Source organism: Marinobacter maritimus (genome assembly GCF_007671675.1).
In the GTDB taxonomy this organism is placed as follows: domain Bacteria; phylum Pseudomonadota; class Gammaproteobacteria; order Pseudomonadales; family Oleiphilaceae; genus Marinobacter; species Marinobacter maritimus.
The window spans coordinates 428782-443752 of sequence record NZ_VCGW01000002.1; the positions used below are offsets into that span (position 1 = coordinate 428782).

The window sequence follows — 14971 nt, forward strand, 5'->3', positions numbered from 1 at the left end:
AACGAATTAACAGGAGCAGGCATGCTTGACGTTACAAAAAAACTGGTGGAATTGCTGTATCTTTCCCCCAATGGCGATGATCACTACCGGGGCGACAGCCAGGATCTCGGGTTCCCTCACGTGTTTGGAGGTCAGGTTCTTGGGCAGGCGCTGATGGCTGCAAGTCACACGGTTGAAGACCGCCTCTGCCACTCCATGCATGCCTATTTTCTGCGCCCGGGTAATCAGCATATGCCCATCGATTACGAGGTTCAGCGGGTGCGCGACGGGCGGAGCTTTTCTGTTCGCAGGGTCATCGCCCGCCAAGATGGAAAGGAGATCCTGACCGGCTCCATGTCGTTTCACGTTGCTGAAGAAGGTTTCGAGCATCAGGCAGGAATGCCCGATGCGCCAGACCCTGAAACCCTGCGCTCTGAGCAGGAGTGGGGCAAATTGATGGCGTCGCAGGTATCAGAGAAACTGCAGGCAATCATGACCCGTGACCGCCCCATCGAAATTCGCCCGGTGAATCCCGTGAACCCGCTTCAGCCTGAAAAGCGTCCGCCTCTTAAACAGAGCTGGATTCGTGCTCTTGGGACATTGCCGGATGATCCTGTCCTGCACCGCTGCTTACTTACCTATGCATCGGATTTTTCGTTCCTGGGGACATCGCTCAACCCCCACGGAGTGTCATTCATGAACAAGGGGCTGCAGATCGCGAGCCTCGATCATGCTATCTGGTTTCACCGGGATTTCCGTATGGAGGATTGGCTGCTTTATGACAAGGACAGCCCAAGTGCTTCTTCCGGGCGAGGTTTTAATCGCGGCAACTTTTTTAATCAGGCCGGCGTTCTGGTGGCATCGACAACTCAGGAGGCGCTCATTCGCCAGCGTTGAAAGCTGTCAGTCGGGCGCGTGATTCAAGACCGCCTCGCGCCTTTCGGTGAGCCAGACCAGCATGTCTTCAATCGGCAAAGGTCGGCTCAACAGATAGCCCTGAATCATGTCGCATCCCATTTCCTTGAGCATGTTCGCAGTCACTTGGTGTTCGACGCCTTCCGCCACCACCAGGTAGCCGAGGCTGTGGCACATGTCGATGGTGGTCTGGACAATAACCCGGTCTTCCTCCCGGGTAGACAGGTCGGTAATGAGTGATCGATCGATCTTGATTTCACTCGCCGGCAGTTGCTTGATGTAGGAAAGTGACGAGTAACCGGATCCGAAGTCGTCAATGGAAACGGGAATACCTGCATTCGCGAGTGAGTTAAGTGCTTTAAGGGCGTTGACAGGATCCTGCATCATCGATGTTTCGGTCACCTCGAAGATGATTGCGCCACTGTGCTGTGGGTGGTCGCTCATTAGTCGCTTCACGAACAGCGGGAAGTCCGGCTCCCGGAGATTGTTGGGTGAGATATTGACCGAGAGGTCGACGACGTGTCCGGTTTCAAGAAGACTGCTTCGCAGCTTCAGAGACTGCTCCAGCACCCAGCGGGTCAGCGGTTTGATCAGCCCTGTTTGCTCTGCCAGAACGATGATTTCATCCGCACCTACGGGCTGATCCCGGCCTGGCCAGCGAATCAGGGCCTCCATGCCAGCAATTCGCCCGGTTTTCAAATCCAGCTTTGGCTGCACGTGGAGCTTGAGCCCGTCGTTCGCAAGTGCTTGCTGCAACTCTGAGACCATTGTCAGCCTGCCCGCACTGTAGGAATCGCGAGAAGGTTTGTAATAGGCTATTCCGCGCTCACGGGCGCGGTCAGAACCCTCGGCTATAATCGCTCGGCGGATCAACGATGTGGAATCTGTGCCGTTTACCGGGGAAATAGCAACGCCTACCTGGGCATTTAACGGCACTTGCATGCCTAGGAAGTCGATTGGGCTGCGAACGGCATCCAAAGCAGCGACAACGGTGCGAGGTGCATCTTCAGCAACACCTGCATCCAGTACACAGGCAAAGGTCTCCGAGTCGAGAGACGCCAGAAAAAAGTTGCGCCCATTATGCTGCCCTAAAGAGATAATACCCGGGAGCTCACGCATGATGGCACTCATGTTCCGCGAGGCCAGCTCCAGTATGCGATCGCTGTTCTGATGCCCCAGAGTTTTGGTGACCGACTGAAGGTTGTTCAGATGAATCACCACAACGCCGAGCCGTGTATCCGGGGACTGGCGAATCAGGTCGCTTACTTGCATCTCAAAGCTGGCACGGTTGGGTAACCCCGTAAGAGGATTGTGCAGTGCACTTTCGATCAGTTTGAGTTCGGCTGAACGCCTCGCAGCCATGGCTGCCAATTCCGCCTCTCGTGCCTCCAGCTTTCCCTGTCGTTCCTGATACAGTCGCGCTGCCAGGGCCAGGGCGAGCAAAATTGCCTCGAAGGCCGAACCGATTTCCATGCCGTAAGTAGTAATGAAATTGTTGGGAAGAAGCCCGTACTTGTTGGCTGCTGTGATGGCACTGCCAAGGGATAGTGCGCCCCAGGCTATGGTGTAATAGCCTGCCTGAGGCTTGCCTCGAAACCACTGTAGCGGACCGATCACGGTGAGCAATAAGGTGCTGGGGATGGCCATGGCAACGGTTAACCGGATGGCTGTGCTGTATTCCATAACGCCGGTGATTACCACCATGGTGGCGTTCAGGGCAACGAAACCAAGTACAACCCGGTTGAGGGCAGGGCCGGTTTGTTTGAGCCTTAGAAAAGAGCGTGAGAACAGTAGTGTGGACATCACAGCCAAGGGGATTGTGAGCAGCATGGCGTGGTTCTGTGTTTCCGGGCTTGCGGGCCAGATCAGCTGAAATGCTGTGCCGTTCATGTTGCCAATGAGTAGCAGGTAACCGAGCGTGGATAACACGTAAAGTAGATAAACGGGTTCCCGCAATGCAAAAAAGACAAACAGGTTGAAGAAAATAACGCTGATCAGTATGCCGTAGTAAACGGCGTGCAATTGCTCCTCAACGGACGCATGTTCGAAAAATTCCTGAGTGTTCCAGAAGGTCATCGGAACCTGAAGCGTGCCTTCGGTACGCACCTCCAGAAGAACTTGCCGGCCCCCTTTTGCGTCCGGGCTGAACGGAAACAGAAAGTGACGATTGAGAATGGGGCGTTGGGTGAAGGGGTAGCGGTCACCGGTAACCACTACCTGGGCCAGCTTGCCGTCGTCAAAAAGATAAAACGCGATGTGATCAAGTTGAGAATAGGCAACTTCAAGCAGGTCAACCTGGCGGTTTGCGGGTATGCTAAAACGGAACCAGACCGCATCGCGGGTGTAGCCGAAATTCGGGCTGCTGGTTTCAAGGGGCTGCCAGTCGCTGGAGGTCAGTGCTTCTTTTGCGGAAATCTGAACGTCGGGCGCTATGCGCAAGAACTCAATGCTGGGGGAGCGTAACGCCTCGGCTCCCTGGCAGTTAAACGCCAAGGACAGAAGCAGCATTAGTGCTGCCAGAACGCGAGACCATTGGGATCTTGTCACCATTCACCGATTGTCGTCGTTGTTGCTGTGAGAGAGAGTATGAGCTGTCGCCAATAGCGACTCAAGCTGTACTCATTTCAACACGGTCGATATCCATTCACGCACCCATGGCAAAGCTTCGCTTTCGGGTTCCATGGTCTCCAGTGCGTCAATGCAAAGAGTTTCGCCAATCTTGTGGGCCGATGTTTCGTATAGAGCCTCTTCCATCAGCTCGCCGGCCCCACAGAAGGTGTCGCCGTAAGAACTGTCTCCCAGCACAATGATACCGAATGGCCGGCCTGGCTGCTGTGGCAACTGCTCTCGCAGGGCTACGTAGAAAGGCAGCAAGTTGCCTGGAACCTCGCCCTGGCCTGTCGTCGATGTGCAGACCAGCAGAGGAGCTGTATCCGATGTTATATCGCCAAGCTCCGGGTTCTCCAGAACGGACACCGAGTAGCCGTCAGCGTCGAGCGCCTGCTTGATCGCTCTGGCGGTCATCAGTGCACCACCGTAGACGCTGCCTACCAGAATTTGAATGTCTGTCATGGGGTTACCTGTTCATCGCAAGCGCGGATTGCCGAGTTTATCGAGGTGCCTGATCATAGCGACGAAGGTAAATGGCCTCAAGCCTTTGGCTCATTTTGAATGCGTGTCCTGGCTGCGAACCCGAGGCGCAATCCGGTTGCGACCGGCTGCTTTTGCGCTGTAAAGCTGCGAGTCTGCCTGCCGGAGCATGCTGTCGATGGAGTCGGTCTGTGAAATAGAGCAGACGCCCGCGCTCATGGTGACGGGTAATTCCTGCCCTTGAAAGCGGAAACTGTGTTTTGCGACTTCGCTGCGCAAGCGTTCAGCCAGGGTGAGTGCCGGAATCAGGGAGGTGTCCGGTAGCAGCAAAAGAAATTCCTCGCCACCCCAGCGAGCCGCAACATCTGTCTGGCGGATGACGGTCCGCACAAGCTCGGCAAACTGATTCAGGACCGCATCGCCAGCGTTGTGGCCGTATTGATCGTTGATGTTCTTGAACAGGTCCAGGTCAATCAGGGTAACGGAAAAGTGATGTCCGGAACGCTGGAACCGTGAAAACTCTTCCGCCAACCGGTTCAGTATGTCCCGGCGGTTTGAAAGCCCGGTAAGTTCATCTGTTTTGGCGGCATGTTCCTGAATCAAGGCCAGGTCAAGAAGTTCGTTACGGGCCTTCAGTCGACTTGCTTCCAGGATAAAACAGAAAAATGATTCAAAGGTCAGAGAGGCAAAAAACCGGATTTTGAAGTCACTGTCGTACTCTGCCAGCACAAACGGCAAGTTTGGGAACTGGAACACAATAAGGGCCAGCAGGTAGACCAACAGCAGAATCATGGTTCCGGTCTTCAGGTTTGTCAGGAAAAATAGCAGGGGCGGGAAGACGTAAAACCAGAGCGGGCCGGTATTGCCCTCGCCGCCTGAGGCAATCAGGTAGGTGAAAAGTATGCTCGCAATAATCAGCAATCCGCCTTTTTGCGCCACACGGTTGCCCCTGTGCGCAAACCAGGCCATGTTTGCCAGCAGCGGAACGACAAATGCCCACAGAGTGATGGCGTGGCTAGTGTGGCCGGAATACCAGGCTTTTGAAGCAATGCCGATAAGAAACAGAATAGCGGCAAGCGATAGCCATGTAAGTACCCGTGAAACCTGGGCATCTTCGCGTTCCCGGGCGGCTTGATAGCCAGAGGATGAATCTATGGTCATAACGGCTCTGTGTGAATGCGCTGCACTTATTGTGCAGTATTCTGTCATTTTGCTTATTGTGAGTTAGGTAACGGTATGTATGCGTCCATCACCGGTGTATCGTGTGACCGGTTCGCGTTCTCGCACATTTGTTTCAATTTAGGGGCAAAAAATTTATAGTTGCGCGCTACACATCGGTTCGTTCTCCATTCAGACCAAATGAGACCCTTTCTGTTATGGCCCGTTCAAGCGGATTCCTGGATACCCTTCTCACCAGCAACTCTACCGAACGATACCGAGTCGGATTCAGCCTGTTGTTTCTGCTGGGCGTCTGGCTGGTTGTCGGCTCCTTCAGTGAAGGGTTGCCCAACAGCACGCTGCTAATGGCCGCTGCTGTCATCGGCGGCTATATGGCTATCAATATAGGTGCTAATGATGTTGCGAACAACGTTGGCCCTGCCGTTGGCTCAGGAGCCCTTTCTTTGGGCGCCGCCGTTATTCTTGCGGGCATTTTTGAATCGGCCGGTGCGCTGATTGCCGGCGGTGATGTGGTCTCCACCATCAAAGGTGGCATTATTGACCCAACAAATCTGGAGGACAGCCGCGCCTTTGTCTGGTTGATGACCGCCGCGCTGCTGGCGGGTGCGCTCTGGCTCAACCTGGCGACCTGGATGGGTGCTCCGGTATCCACCACGCACTCCATCGTGGGTGGTGTGCTCGGCGCAGGTATTGCTGCGGGAGGCTGGGGCATTGCGGACTGGGGCGTTATGGGCAAGATTGCCGCGAGCTGGGTTATTTCTCCGGTACTTGGCGGTGCCTTGGCGGCTCTGTTGCTGTTCACCATCAACAAGACGGTGCTGTACCGAAAAAACGTGATACCCGCCGCCCGTACGTTCGTGCCTTGGCTTGTTGCCATCATGGCATGGGCGTTCGGCACTTACCTGATGATCAAGGGCGTCAAGCAAATCATCAAGGTAGACTTTCTTCAGGCCTCCCTGGTTGGCCTGGTCGCCGCTGTTATTGCATTTTTTGTTGTGCGCTCGCTGGCCGCGCGCCGGGCAGCGACAATGGAAAACAGCGTTGGCGGCGTGAATACCCTGTTCACCTGGCCGTTGATATTTGCAGCTGCGCTGTTGAGCTTCGCCCACGGTGCGAATGACGTAGCCAACGCCATTGGCCCGCTTGCGGCGATCAATGATGCGCTATCCAACGGTGCAGTAGTGACTGCATCAAGTATTCCCTTGTGGGTCATGATGATTGGTGCTCTGGGGCTGACAGTCGGCCTTATGTTGTTTGGCCCTCGCCTGATCAAGACCGTGGGCAGCGAGATTACCGAGCTGGATAAAACCCGTGCCTTCTGTATTGCCTTGTCGGCGGCACTGACAGTTATTCTGGCGTCACAACTTGGCTTGCCTGTGAGCTCCACACACATTGCCATTGGCGGTGTTTTCGGCGTTGGCTTCCTGCGTGAGTATCTGAAGTCCAACTACGCCACTCAATTGCATAAAATCATGGAAGAACGCGATGAAGACGATCGGGAGCGCCTCAAGCCGTTTCTGGATGATTTTCGCAATGCCTCCGTTGAGGAAATGGAAAAGCTCCTGAAGCGGGCGAAGAAAAAGAAGCAGGTGCCCCTGACCAAGTCGGACCGAAAGCGGCTCAAGAAGATCTACAAAGAAGAAATGGTCAAACGCTCGCACTTGGTGCGTATAGCGGCAGCCTGGATTATCACAGTGCCCGCTTCAGCAATTATGGCGGCTATCTTGTTTTTCACCCTGCGCGGGCTCTTTGTCTGAGACACTGGCTGGTTGTAATGCGCGGGTTTGGTCATACTAGGCGTATGCCGAGGGAGCTGCAGGCTTCCCGAGAATTCATTTGCCCGGAGGGTGAGTTATGAGTACACCGGTTGAAAGCCGTCGTCAGGCCAGGGTGATTGATGAGCTGAGAGTGTTCATCAAGAAGGTACTAAGTGATCCGACGATCGCGGTAAAGTCGATAGATATTGCCCGAAAGTATCGTTCAGAGGCTGATTCTGACGAACTGATCGCCCGGGAGATCAGTGCCAACACCACCATCCGTATTCCGGAAAAGTGGAGCGAAGCGGATCGCATGTTTCTGGATATCATCCATGAAGTGCTGGACGATGAAGAGGCGCTTTACTGAGTTAATCGCCCTCGAGCGCCGAAGTTAGAGATTAGTTTTGAGTCAGGGCGGGTCGTAAAAAAAATTCAGGCCTGCCTTTGACCCTGCTCATGCTGCTTCAGCACCGCATTCGCCATCTGATGCAATATCCTTATTTCGTCCTGAATTCCCTCTTCTCCTGAAAGCTCTCGCTGCTCTTCCAGAATATCCGCCAGAATCTTTGGTGTGGTCAGGGGGTTAGCCAGAACAACCCGGAACACAATGCACGGGAATTTGTAGTAACGGGCAGGTTCCAATCGGGTTCTTGAAACAAAGGCCTTGCCGCGCTCCCGTTGCGCTTTCTGGATAAACTTGGTGACTCTGTTCAGGCAGGCATTGAGTTTTTCTGCCTGAAGCGGGTCCGCCAATGCGAGTGCCTGATGCACATTGGCCGGGCAGTAACGGTAGGTGAGAATGTTCAGTTCCGGGCGCGTAACCAGCTCAAAGTCTGGCTGCTCTTCGATCATATCGGCGAAGGTGGCTGCTTTTTCAATGCCTTGGTCAATCAGTATCTCGTAGCCTTCCCGGGCCAGGATTTTCAGGCCCGAATGAATCAGCATGGACATGCCAGGGCGCGAGCCTTCCAGGGTGGTGGTGCCAAGATCGCGGGAGCCCTTGCGGATAATGTATTGGGCATGGTGTTCAACTGCACTGGCCAGGCTCGGATCTTTAAATACCACCAGGCCAACACCCATGGGTACATACAGCTGTTTGTGGGCATCAAAGGTGACGGAGTCAGCTTTCTCGATGCCTCGCAACAGATGCCGGTAGGTTCGGGAGAACAGTGTGGGCCCGCCCCAGGCGGCGTCTACGTGGAAGTGCGCGCCGAATTCCCGGGCAATGTCTGCCATGGCGTCGAGCGGGTCTACGTTACCGGTCTCGGTGGTGCCGGCAACGCCACAAATCGCCAAAACCTTGATTTTCTGTTTCTGCAATTCCAGGCACTTGTCGCGCAGGGCGTCGGTCTGGATCTTGTTGCTGTCGTCTGTATCGACAGCCACCAGCGATTCACGGCCCAGGCCTAACACATCGGCCGCTTTGGCCAGAGAATAATGACCTCGGCGGGACACCACGATGGCCGCGCCTTCGTAACCGTAATATTTCAGGGCGCGAAACAGGCCTTCCTGATGCAGGCCGCGGAAGCTGCCTTCGGCCGGGAAGGCACGGTTGCGGGCAACCCAGAGTGCGGTCAGGTTAGCGACGGTGCCACCGGAGCACATAGCCCCGAGGGCGTAGCGGGGGTCGTGCATCCACTTGCGGTAGAAGGCGCCGTCTTCTTCATACACCAGCCGGTGAATCATGCCCAGAACCTGTCGCTCCATGGGCGTAAAGGCCTTGGAGGTTTCGGTTTTCACCAGGTTCTGGTTCAGGGCAATCATGATTTTCGACAGCGGCAGCATAAAATAGGGCAGCGCTGAGGTCATGTGGCCGATAAAGGCCGGAGATGCAGTATGAACGGAGTTGGCAACCAGTTTGTCGAGCAGGAATTGCGCCTGCTCGGAAACGAACACGGGTTTCTCCGGGATGGCGTAGTCGGAGAAGTTTTTCTCGACGTCTGCAAGATCCCGCTCAACCGCAACGATATGCTCCTGCAGGAAGCCTGCAAGGTTGCGGGATATGTTCTGGTCAATACGGCTGAGCGTGGACTCCGGTGCCTCGGGCACGGTGAACACACGATACATGGCTTCAATTGAGGCCTGGGCCGTTTTTTTCTTGCCGGTCATAGATACCACACAATCAGTGGTCATCCGCAGGGCCGGTTCCGGATGCCCGACGGATACAGCCGGGGTCTGATTCCGGCATTGGTTACTTGTCACCTGTAGCTTACAGGCACACTGGCATCCCTGAGGTGGCGTAGTATACGGCCTGCTTCGATGTTGTGCCACAGCGCTTTTTCAGAGAATCTCACGGTGAATGTCCAGTATGGCTGCATCGACCTTTTCCTCTATGGCTTTCTCCACTTGGTCCAGGCGCTGGGTGATCTGCTGCGAGGAGGTGCCTAGCGCAGCGATTGTCCAGGTGGCGCAGTCGAGGGCTTCGAGGTCAGCGGTTTCCGCTACGGCCAGGTCGGGTTCTTTGCCCCACACAGCTCTCAGCGGGGTGAAGACTTTGCGCTTGGCTTTGAGGTCTTCGCAGCCGTAGAGTTGGAAGTGCAGGGTGAGTATGCCCACGTGCGGTGTAATCGCGGTGTTGTGTTGAGGCGCATTGCCTTCTTTGAGCAGTTTTCTGAGTGCTTCAGACATGGGTGTTCCGGCTTTGGTGCTGAAACCGGCGGGGCAGACTGTTCAAAACACGCTCCTTGCGGCACATCCATGTGGCGCTTGGGCTTCGCCATCCATGGCTCCGCACAGTTTTGAACAGCCTTGCCCCGCCGGTTCCCGAACAATTCAAGTGGAGTCTACCAAATGGGTATCTTTACGCCTTGGTGGGCATAAACACTAGCCTACTACAGGCGTCGCCCGCTTGATAATAGCCGCAGCATCGATGCCTGAGGGCAGGTTGCCGTAGTTCATGCCGCCGTTGGACTGCAGCCTGGAGGCGCAGAAGGCGTCAGCGACGGCTTTATCGGAGTTGCGTAATAGCAAGGAGGCTTGCAGTACCAAGGCCATGCGGTCTACCAGATTGCGGGCGCGGTATTGGAAATCGCTGATGTCGGCGAAGTCGTTTTGCAGTTGCGCGAGGAACTGGTCAAAGCGGCGGTCTGCGCCTTTGGCTTCGGCGGCTTCCCGGAAGAAGGCGTCGAGGGTTTCCGGCTCTTTCTGGATGGCGCGCAGGGTGTCCAGGCACTGGACGTTGCCACTGCCTTCCCAGATGGCATTCACCGGGGATTCACGGAACAGGCGGGGCATGATGCAGTCTTCCATTACGCCGCTGCCACCGATGCATTCCATGGATTCGTAGGCGTGGTTGGGCGTGCGTTTGCAGATCCAGTATTTGCCTACAGGTGTCGCAAGGCGGGCTAGCAGGCGTTCGTGTTCCTGATCCTGGTTGTCCAGAGCGCGAGCGATACGCATGGTGTAGGTTAGGGCGGCTTCATTTTCCAGGGCCAAGTCGGCAAGCACGTTTTGCATCAAAGGCTGGTCGCTGAGGCGGTTGCCGAAGGCGCTGCGGTGGCGGCAATGATGCGTAGCCTGGGCCACGGCCTGGCGCATGCCGGCGGAGCTGCCAATCATGCAGTCGAAGCGGGTCATGGCGACCATCTCTATAATCGTGGGAACGCCACGGCCTTCTTCGCCGATCATCCAGGCCAGCGCGCCGCGCAGCTCCACTTCGCTGGAGGCGTTGGCTACGTTGCCCATTTTGTTTTTCAGGCGTTGTATCTGCCAGGGGTTTTTGGTGCCGTCCGGGCGCCAGCGTGGCATCAGGAAACACGACAGGCCGCCGGGTGCCTGGGCCAGCACCAGAAAGGCGTCGCACATGGGGGCGGAGACAAACCATTTGTGGCCGATCAGCTCATAAGCCTGGCCCGGGCCATTGGCCCCAGTGGGATAGGCCAGGGTGCTGTTGGCGCGAACGTCGCTACCACCCTGTTTTTCGGTCATCGCCATACCGATGGCTACGGAGTTTTTCTGGCTGTCGGGGATATTGCGGGGGTCGTAGCTGTTGGCCAGGACCCGGGATTCCCAGAGCGATGCGAGTTCCGGTTGTTTACGGATGGATGGAATGGCCGCAAAGGTCATGGTTACCGGGCAGCAATGTGCAGCTTCCACTTGGGAGTGCATGTAGTATTTTGCAGCGCGGGTTACATGTGCACCTTTGCACGGGTTCGTCCAGGGGCTGCTGTGCAGACCGTTTTCGAAGGCTACGCGCATCAGTTCGTGGTACGAGGGGTGGAAGTCTACTTCGTCGATGCGATGGCCAAAGCGATCGTGGGTGTTGAACGCCGGCTTGTTGTTATTTGCGCGAAAACCCAGATCAATGGTTTCGGCGTCGCCAGCAAAGGCACCAAAGGATTTTAGCTCACTTTCTGCCTTTCCCGCCCCTTCGCGCTTCACGGCTTCCTGAAGAGCGACATCCTGTTCATACAGGTTGTAGTTTTCCAACGCGGGTGGTTGGTTGACCACTTCGTGGGTAGCCGCCAGATAGCGATCACTATCTGTAGGTATTCCGGGCCGGGGTTGCGAGGCGTTCATGGCTATCTCCTGGCGCCGGTCAACCCCTGTATGCAAAAGCGGATGATGGTGTTGACCAGCGGGTCGTTGTTGTCAGTATCGTCTGCGGTTGCCTGTTCGGCCTGGGCCGGTGACAGCGGGCCAACCAGGCTTTCCGCAATAGCGCCTACCAGGCAGGTGCTGCTCTGCCGGGCATCCTGATCCGGAATGCATTCTTCTTCGATGCCTTCGCGAATCGCTTGTTCGAACAGACTGGCGTATGCCTTCCGGTACGCCAGCCGTTCCTCTTCAACTTTCGGGTCTACCGGCTCAGCAATGAGTGACCAAGCCATAACAGGGGCTTTCAATGCGCGCTCGGCAAACTGCCGTAATGCTTTTTCCAATCGTGCCGTAGCGATTCCCGGTGTTGCCAGTGCTTCCGCCACCTTGTCCACTTCGCGCTGTGTGGCCTTGCGGAAAATCTCGGCAAACAAGTCCTCTTTTGACTCGTAATGGCGGTAGATCGTTCCTGTAGCCACACCTGCGAGCTGTGCAACACGGGTGATTCTCGCATTGCGAAAGCCGCCTTCAGCAACGCACTGATAGGTGCACTCTGCGATCCTCTGGCGCGCCGCAGCTTTTCGCTGACGCATTTTTTCCGTTTCACGATAAGCCATTTCGGCTCCCTGCAATTAGTGAATCATTATTCATTCTTTGTGTCAATGCAAGTGCCATTGAACGCTTGTATTTTGCCATTGGAATTCATCAGGTTATATCACGTTACAAAAATTTACAAAAAATCCGTTGTTTATAAATAGCGCTGTAATCGAAAGCAGATTATAAAGACGCCAAGACGTTGCCGCAGTAGTGGCTAGTCGATACGGAGTGCGGCGTCCGGAATAGGCGTAGCACTTGTAACGCTGTTTTCGTTGAAGGAGAAAATCATGAGTGAGCTCGACGAAAGCAACCTGGAGCAATCCGGGAACTGGGTTAATTCAAGCAATGAGACTGATGATACCCATTCGATTGCAGGCCGGGCACGGGTTCGGGCGCAGTTACAGCAGGATATCGAAGCGTTCCTGAGCCAAGGAGGCAGAATTCAGGAAGTTGAGACATCTTTCAGGGCTGATTACCCGCGCAAGGTAGAGGCAGATTTTAACAACCGCGCTCTTTGAGCGTTGTCTTTACAGGCCGGGGTTGGTGAATCCCGGCCTGTTTTTGCGGTCTGTCTCGGTATAGCACTCAGGTTCTGCTTATCATGGTCCGTGTACAGTCCCGTTCTTCGTCTCTCTCCCGGCGCTCGGGAGTGCGGCCAAGCCATCATCGATTCACCGGACCTGCCTGTTACCATGAAACCAACTTCCAGACTCTTTTTTGCCATACCGGTGATCATAGCAGTTGCCATTGCACTTTGGCTGCTTGCCGACGGCGCCCGGGATCAACCTGTCTCCACCCGTAACTCTGATCGCCCTGCAAAGGCGGATGCGGTCGGCTTTTCATCAGTGCGCGAGCAATTGCCTTCAAAAATGGTAGTTGAATCGGCAGAGTTCACCATACCGGACCAGCCGCCAGCGTCTCTGGCTGGAACGTCAGAACCGGGTGGTTGGGCAAAAACAGACCGTTTTGGCAATCTTGTCCCTACGGGCGAGTTGCGGCAGCTGTTTGAATACTATCTGTCTGCGTTGGGAGAGGAAGCACTGCCGCAACTGGTAGTTCGAATCCGGCTTGCGCTCTCTGTTCTGGATGAGCCAGCACGAGGCCAGGCAATCGATACATTGGGCCGATATCTGGATTACAAACTGGCGCTCGCAGATCTGGAGGCAGCTTATGGAGATACAGGAGCCGGCGGCTCCGATGAGATTCAACGCCGCATGGCGGAAATTCAGGCCCTGCGAAGAACCTGGATGGACGCGGATACCGCTGAGGCCTTCTTTGCTGACGAGGAGGCGATAGATCATTATCAGCTCCAAAAACGTAACCTTGAAGAGGACGAGAGCCTGACTGAGCAAGAGAGAGAAGACGCTCTTGCCGAAGCGGAAATGGCTTTGCCAGAACCTGTGCGGCTGGCCCGTCAGGAGACCCGAAAGTTCTCACGCTACGAAGAGGCACGTGAAACACTGGCAAACGATCCGGAAGCGTTGCGCGCATGGCGGCAGGAGGAGTTTGGAGACCAGGCCGCGCAAAGACTGGAGGAGCTGGATGCAGAGCAGAAGGACTGGAAGCAGCGTTGGCAATCTTATGCAAAGGAGCGTGACGCGCTGAAGGCCTCCGGTCTGGCCGCGCCCGAGCGCGAGGAAGGTCTGGCCCGGCTGCGCGAGAAGTACTTCAGTGAAACTGAACGTATTCGCGCTAAAGCGCTGGATTCCATTCAGTAACAGGGGCATCGGAACAATCCCTGCTGTGGGCTTCTGGCGCCTTGCTACTGCTCGGAATCTTTATCTGTATCCAGAAGCAGCCTGCAACCAGCGGTCCCGGCGGTGTATGATGGTGCAAGCGACGCAGCCACTGCGCCGTGATTTTCGATCCAACTCTTTGCAGTTCCGTTCAGGAGGTTTTCTGTGTCGCTCTCAACACCCCGCGTTTTCCCCGCTACCCGTTTGCGTCGCAACCGTGCCAGCGATTTTTCTCGCCGACTGGTGAGAGAAAACCAGCTGACGCCGGAAAATCTGATCTACCCGGTTTTTGTCCTTGAAGGTGAAAATCAGCGTGAGCAGGTGCTATCCATGCCGGGCGTTGATCGTTTGAGTATTGATTTGCTGGTTGAGCAGGCGGCGGAGCTGGTGGAACTTGGCATTCCCGCAGTGGCGCTGTTCCCCGTGGTTCCGGCGGAGAAGAAAAACCTTTCTGGCTCCGGGGCCTGGGATTCTGACGGGCTGGCGCAGCGAGCCGTTCGAGCCCTGAAAAAGGCCTGCCCGGAGCTGGGTGTAATCACCGATGTGGCTTTGGATCCGTTCACCACACATGGCCAGGATGGCATCATCGATAACGATGGGTACGTGCTGAACGATATCACCGTGGAGGCGCTGGTGAACCAGGCGTTGTCCCATGCGGACGCCGGTGCCGATATTGTTGCACCTTCAGATATGATGGACGGTCGCGTTGCTGCCATGCGCGAGGCGCTGGAGTCGGCAGGGCATGTAAATACCCGTATTCTGGCCTATTCTGCCAAGTACGCGTCTGCCTATTACGGGCCGTTCCGGGATGCAGTTGGCTCTGCAGCAAACCTGGGTAAGAGCAACAAGGCGACCTATCAGATGGATCCGGCTAACAGCAACGAGGCGATTCATGAAGTGATGATGGATCTGGCCGAAGGCGCGGATATGGTGATGATCAAGCCCGGCATGCCATATCTGGATATCGTGCATCGGGTGAAAACCGAGTTGCAGGTGCCAACGTTTGTGTATCAGGTCAGCGGCGAGTATGCCATGCACATGGCAGCAGAACAGAACGGTTGGCTTGATGGTGATGCGGTCATGATGGAAAGCCTGATGGCTATGCGGCGCGCTGGAGCCGATGGCATTCTTACGTATTTTGCAGTGCGTGCTGCCCGCCTGATGCGGGATCAGCGGCGCTGA

At 55.7% G+C, this 14971-nt stretch carries 13 protein-coding genes; 6 read left to right on the top strand and 7 right to left on the bottom strand.

Features of this window, described 5'->3' with window-relative positions; all coding sequences use genetic code 11:
• Positions 1 to 21 precede the first annotated feature (21 nt).
• The gene (locus FFI90_RS09060) at positions 22 to 876 is read left to right on the top strand and encodes an acyl-CoA thioesterase (protein WP_144777707.1); all 855 of its coding nucleotides are present in this window, start codon (positions 22 to 24) and stop codon (positions 874 to 876) included.
• A 6-nt stretch (positions 877 to 882) separates the two neighbouring features.
• Here the strand turns inward: FFI90_RS09060 and FFI90_RS09065 are convergent, their stop codons facing one another.
• The 3 genes from FFI90_RS09065 to FFI90_RS09075 all read right to left on the bottom strand — a co-directional run bounded on the left by FFI90_RS09065 (position 883) and on the right by FFI90_RS09075 (position 5145).
• Positions 883 to 3444 carry an EAL domain-containing protein gene (locus FFI90_RS09065; RefSeq protein WP_144777708.1) on the bottom strand — a complete coding sequence of 854 codons (2562 nt, stop codon included), beginning with the start codon at positions 3442 to 3444 and terminating at the stop codon, positions 883 to 885.
• A 69-nt stretch (positions 3445 to 3513) separates the two neighbouring features.
• Positions 3514 to 3966 (bottom strand): flavodoxin, encoded by a 453-nt coding sequence (locus FFI90_RS09070; protein ID WP_144777709.1) that lies wholly within the window; start codon positions 3964 to 3966, stop codon positions 3514 to 3516.
• Between the two features lie 90 nt (positions 3967 to 4056).
• Positions 4057 to 5145 (bottom strand): GGDEF domain-containing protein, encoded by a 1089-nt coding sequence (locus FFI90_RS09075; protein ID WP_144777710.1) that lies wholly within the window; start codon positions 5143 to 5145, stop codon positions 4057 to 4059.
• 215 nt (positions 5146 to 5360) lie between these two features.
• On the opposite strand from FFI90_RS09075, the gene FFI90_RS09080 reads away from it, so the two are divergent.
• Positions 5361 to 6920, top strand: a complete 1560-nt coding sequence (locus FFI90_RS09080; protein WP_144777711.1) for an inorganic phosphate transporter — start codon at positions 5361 to 5363, stop codon at positions 6918 to 6920.
• A gap of 97 nt (positions 6921 to 7017) precedes the next feature.
• A complete protein-coding gene (locus FFI90_RS09085) occupies positions 7018 to 7287 on the top strand; it encodes a hypothetical protein (RefSeq protein ID WP_144777712.1) in 270 nt (89 codons plus the stop codon).
• Positions 7288 to 7352: 65 nt separating this feature from the next.
• Here FFI90_RS09085 and panP read toward each other — a convergent pair whose 3' ends face one another.
• From panP to FFI90_RS09105, 4 genes are all read right to left on the bottom strand, one after another.
• A complete protein-coding gene (panP, locus tag FFI90_RS09090; RefSeq protein ID WP_144778298.1) occupies positions 7353 to 9029 on the bottom strand; it encodes a pyridoxal-dependent aspartate 1-decarboxylase PanP in 1677 nt (558 codons plus the stop codon).
• Positions 9030 to 9200: 171 nt separating this feature from the next.
• Entirely contained in the window at positions 9201 to 9548 is a 348-nt protein-coding gene (locus FFI90_RS09095) for a DUF503 domain-containing protein (protein ID WP_144777713.1), read from the bottom strand.
• 195 nt (positions 9549 to 9743) lie between these two features.
• A complete protein-coding gene (locus FFI90_RS09100; protein WP_144777714.1) occupies positions 9744 to 11438 on the bottom strand; it encodes an isovaleryl-CoA dehydrogenase in 1695 nt (564 codons plus the stop codon).
• Positions 11439 to 11440: 2 nt separating this feature from the next.
• On the bottom strand, positions 11441 to 12073 hold the full coding sequence (locus tag FFI90_RS09105; RefSeq protein ID WP_144777715.1) for a TetR/AcrR family transcriptional regulator: 633 nt from the start codon (positions 12071 to 12073) through the stop codon (positions 11441 to 11443).
• Positions 12074 to 12340: 267 nt separating this feature from the next.
• On the opposite strand from FFI90_RS09105, the gene FFI90_RS09110 reads away from it, so the two are divergent.
• From FFI90_RS09110 to hemB, 3 genes are all read left to right on the top strand, one after another.
• Positions 12341 to 12571 carry a hypothetical protein gene (locus tag FFI90_RS09110; RefSeq protein WP_144777716.1) on the top strand — a complete coding sequence of 77 codons (231 nt, stop codon included), beginning with the start codon at positions 12341 to 12343 and terminating at the stop codon, positions 12569 to 12571.
• A gap of 174 nt (positions 12572 to 12745) precedes the next feature.
• Positions 12746 to 13771 (top strand): lipase secretion chaperone, encoded by a 1026-nt coding sequence (locus FFI90_RS09115; protein ID WP_246123462.1) that lies wholly within the window; start codon positions 12746 to 12748, stop codon positions 13769 to 13771.
• Between the two features lie 183 nt (positions 13772 to 13954).
• A complete protein-coding gene (gene hemB / locus FFI90_RS09120) occupies positions 13955 to 14971 on the top strand; it encodes a porphobilinogen synthase (RefSeq protein WP_144777717.1) in 1017 nt (338 codons plus the stop codon).